Genomic DNA, 4,257 nt, shown 5'->3' on the forward strand with positions numbered 1-4,257 from the left:
GGGGGCGTTTGCGGGAGGGGGCGGAATCCTACGCCAAGCTCGCCCAGATAGCCGGCGCGAGATCTTACTTGTTGCTGCCTTCTACGGTCGCGCCAGAAAGGCGACGGCTCAGTTCTATCCGGCGATGGCTACGCATTTTGAAGGTGTCTGGCCCAACGCGCCGATACTCAATGAAGCCGAGAGAACGCCAAAATCGCTCTGCCGCTTCATTCGCTTCCAGCACGGCCAACCGAATCTCTGTGGAACCTCTCGCAGCGGCCCAGCTTTCGACCGTCGAGTAAATTGAGCGTCCGACGCCACGACCACGCTGTGCGGCATCTACGATCATGAAGCCGAGATACCATGTGCCATCACGCGGATAATCGCGGAGGATGGCCGCGATTGCATATAGGCCGCCAGGCCCCTTCCATCCCAGGACAGCTTGATTGTGGGCGCTCTTTTCGGGCGGCACATCGGAGAAAAGCTCGCGAGCATCGTCCAGCGTGGGCGCGGCCCCGTCCTGCAACAGGAAATAGTCGCTGCAACGGTTGTACAGGTCTGCAACGTCTGCGGCGTCCGCTTGGGTAAGTTTGATCGGGGCTCCCGTCATCATCATCGCGTTTTGGCAGCAAGCACGCGCTGACCGTAATCCCGGAGTTCCCCGTTGGGACCGACATAGCGGTAGAGAGTGACGCGCTCGATCCCGAGTTCCTTGCAGAGGTCGGAAACGGACGTGTCGCGTTGGGCCATAGCAGCCTGAGCGAGCCGCACCTGGGCCTTGGAGAGGGCGAACTTGCGGCCACCCTTGCGTCCCCGCGCGCGGGCAGCGGCCAGGCCAGCCATGGTGCGCTCGCGGATCATATCCCGCTCAAACTCCGCCAGTGTGGCAAAAATGCCGAACACCATCCGGCCCGATGGCGTCGTGGTGTCGATCTGCGCGCCCTTGCCGGTGAGCACCCGCAGACCGATACCGCGATCCGACAGATTCTGCACCGTGCTGACCAGGTGGGTGAGCGTTCGGCCGAGCCGGTCGAGCTTCCAAACGATGAGGACATCGCCGTCGCGCAACGATTTCAGGCAGGCGGCAAGACCGGGGCGATCATCACGGCTACCGGATGCACGATCATCATAGATATTGCCTGGCTCGACACCGGCAGCGCGAAGGGCATCGTGCTGCAGGTCGAGCGACTGCGAGCCGTCGGCTTTGGACACGCGGGCGTAGCCGATCAGCATGGATCACAAACGAAGGTTTGAGGCGGTGACGAACATGAGCACATAAGATTGGGCTATTGTGTATCTTAACCAGCATCTCAATCAAGCTATCTCAAACCGTAGCTCGGAAAGAATAAGGAGCATGTATGCCGCGTCGCGTGACCCTGACCGATCGACAGCGCGAGGCGCTGCTTCACTTGCCGGTCGATCAAGGTGAGCTGCTGCGGCACTATACCCTCAGCGATGAGGATCTCGGGCATATCCGCCAGCGCCGGCGCGCCCACAATCGTTTTGGCTTCGCGCTGCAACTGTGCGTCCTGCGCTACCCGGGCCGGGTGCTCGCTCCTGGCGAGTTGATCCCGGCGCAGGTATCGGATTTCATCGCGGCCCAGCTCGGCCTGACCAGCGACGATCTACTCCTCTATGCCGCGCGCGAGGAGACCCGGCACGAGCATCTGGCGGACCTTCGCCGAATCTACGGCTATCGCTCCTTTTCGGGGCGGGGCGCACGGGATTTGCGCGAATGGATCGCTCGGGAAGCCGAGGCGGCGACATCGAATGAGGATCTTGCCCGTCGCTTCGTTGCGGAGTGTCGCCGCACCCGCACGATCCTTCCCGGCTCCTCGACGATCGAGCGCCTTTGCGCCGATGCGCTGGTTGAGGCCGAGCGCCGGATCGAGGATCTTATCGCCCATCGCATCACGCCAACCCTGAGCGAGAATTTGGCTCACCTGTTGGAGGATACGGTGGATGGTCGCGTCACGCGCTTCGTATGGCTGCGACAGTTCGAGGTTGGCGCAAATTCAGCAGCCGCTAACCGGCTGATGGATCGACTGGAATATCTTCAAAGGTTCGATCTTCCGGCGGATTTGCTGGACGGCGTGCCGGCGCATCGTGTGACCCGGCTTCGCCGGCAGGGCGAGCGCTATTACGCCGACGGCATGCGTGATCTGCCCGAAGACAGGCGGCTTGCGATCCTCGCTGTCTGCACCCTGGAATGGCGGTCATCGCTGGCCGATGTCATCGTGGAGACCCACGATCGCATCGTAGGCCGTCTCTATCGGGCCTCCGAACGCCTTTGCAACACCAGGATCGCCGACGAAAAGGCGGCCGTTCGGGACACGCTGAAGTCCTTTGCCGAAATCGGTGGTGCTTTGCTTGGAGCGCAGGACGATGGCACGGCCCTGGACGGGATAATCGCCACCGGGCCTGGCTGGGAACGGTTCAGAACCCTTGTCGCCACGGCCTCCGCGCTGACCAACGTGCTCGCGGCCGACCCGCTCAGCCGTGTGCTGGACGGCTATCACCGTTTCCGCCTCTACGCGCCCAGGATGCTGCGCCTGCTCGACATGCAGGCGGCGCCGATCGCCACGCCTCTTCTGGCGGCCGTTGCGATGCTGCGTAACGGGATCAAGGTCGATCCGCCGGTGGATTTTCTACGTCCCAACTCGAAATGGCATCGTCATCTTCGCGCTGAGCCCAGCGGCGACCACCGGCTTTGGGAAATCGCGGTGCTGTTCCACATCCGCGACGCCTTCCGGTCCGGTGACATATGGTTGGCGGGATCGCGCCGCTATGGCGACCTCAAGCAGCTTCTGGTCCCGCCACAGGCGATAGAGCAGACCGCGCGGCTCGCCGTGCCGCTGCGGCCCGGCGAATGGCTGGCCGAGCGCAGGGCTCGACTGGATACACGGCTGAAGGAGTTTGGCCGCGCGGCGCGAACCGGCACGATCCCAGGCGGCATCATCGAGAACGGCAAGCTGCACATCGACAAGCTGAGGGCCGACACGCCCGAAGGGGCCGAGGATCTCGTGCTCGATCTCTATCAACAGCTCCCGCCCGCGAGGATCACCGATCTGTTGCTGGAAGTCGATGAGCGAACCGGATTTTCCGAGGCGTTCACGCATCTGCGCACCGGCGCGCCCTGCAGCGACCGGATCGGCCTGATGAACGTGTTGCTGGCGGAAGGCGTCAATCTCGGTTTGCGCAAGATGGCGGCGGCGACCAACACGCACAGCTTCTGGGAATTGCTGCGGATCGCGCGCTGGCATGTCGAAGGCAGCGCCTATGATCGGGCGCTCGCCATGATCGTGGAGGCCCACGCCGCCCTGCCCATGGCCGCCTTCTGGGGACAAGGGCAATCGGCATCCAGCGACGGGCAGTTCTTCCTTGCTACCGAGCAGGGCGAGGCGATGAATCTGATCAACGCGAAATATGGCAACGTCCCGGGCCTCAAGGGATACAGCCATGTGTCCGATCAATATGCGCCGTTCGCAACCCAGGTGATCCCGGCAACGGTCAGCGAGGCTCCCTATATCCTGGACGGGCTGCTCATGAATGACGCGGGCCGCCGCGTTCGCCAGCATTTTGCCGACACGGGCGGCTTCACCGATCATGTGTTCGCCGCCTGCGCCTTGCTCGGCTACAGGTTCGCCCCCCGTATCCGCGATCTCCCTCAGAAAAGACTCTATGCCTTCACGCCCAACGCGACGCCGGCCAATGTGCGAGCGCTGGTCGGAGGTAAGATCAATGAACCGCTCATCGAGCGCAACTGGCCCGACATCCTGCGCATCATGGCGACGATCGCAGCGGGGATCGTCGCCCCCAGCCAGATTCTTCGCAAGCTCGCCTCTTACCCGCGCCAGAATGAGCTGGCCCTCGCATTGCGAGAGGTGGGCCGCATCGAGCGAACCCTGTTCATGATCGACTGGATTCTTGATGCCGGCCTCCAGCGCCAGGCTCAGATCGGCCTCAACAAGGGTGAGGCCCACCACGCCCTAAAGCGCGCCATCAGCTTCCACCGCCGAGGTGAAATCCGGGATCGATCCGGCGAAGGCCAGCACTATCGCATCGCCGGAATGAACCTGCTCGCCGCCATCATCATATTCTGGAACACCATGAAGCTCGGCGAGGTCGTCAATACCCGGGCCGCCAGCGGTACCCATATCGCGCCTGATCTACTCGCCCACGTCTCGCCGTTGGGATGGGAACACATCAATCTAACCGGGGAATATCGCTGGCCCAAATCCTTAGCGTAGGATTCCGCCCCCTCCCGCAAACGCCCCC

At 62.9% G+C, this 4,257-nt stretch carries 3 protein-coding genes; 1 reads left to right on the forward strand and 2 read right to left on the reverse strand.

The features are described 5' to 3' along the window. Window positions 1-64: 64 nt before the first annotated feature. Complete coding sequence (locus tag LL253_RS19545; protein ID WP_228228193.1) at window positions 65-595, reverse strand: GNAT family N-acetyltransferase; 531 nt, start codon at window positions 593-595, stop codon at window positions 65-67. Beyond that, complete coding sequence (locus LL253_RS19550) at window positions 592-1,212, reverse strand: recombinase family protein (RefSeq protein ID WP_008832583.1); 621 nt, start codon at window positions 1,210-1,212, stop codon at window positions 592-594. The genes LL253_RS19545 and LL253_RS19550 overlap by 4 nt, the downstream gene beginning before the upstream one ends. 125 nt (window positions 1,213-1,337) lie before the next feature. Between LL253_RS19550 and LL253_RS19555 the strand changes: the two genes are divergently transcribed. After that, window positions 1,338-4,229 carry a Tn3 family transposase gene (locus LL253_RS19555; RefSeq protein WP_016746447.1) on the forward strand — a complete coding sequence of 964 codons (2,892 nt, stop codon included), beginning with the start codon at window positions 1,338-1,340 and terminating at the stop codon, window positions 4,227-4,229. Window positions 4,230-4,257 lie beyond the last annotated feature (28 nt).

Origin of the sequence: Sphingobium soli (assembly GCF_020782245.1) — a bacterium.
Lineage (GTDB): Bacteria > Pseudomonadota > Alphaproteobacteria > Sphingomonadales > Sphingomonadaceae > Sphingobium > Sphingobium soli.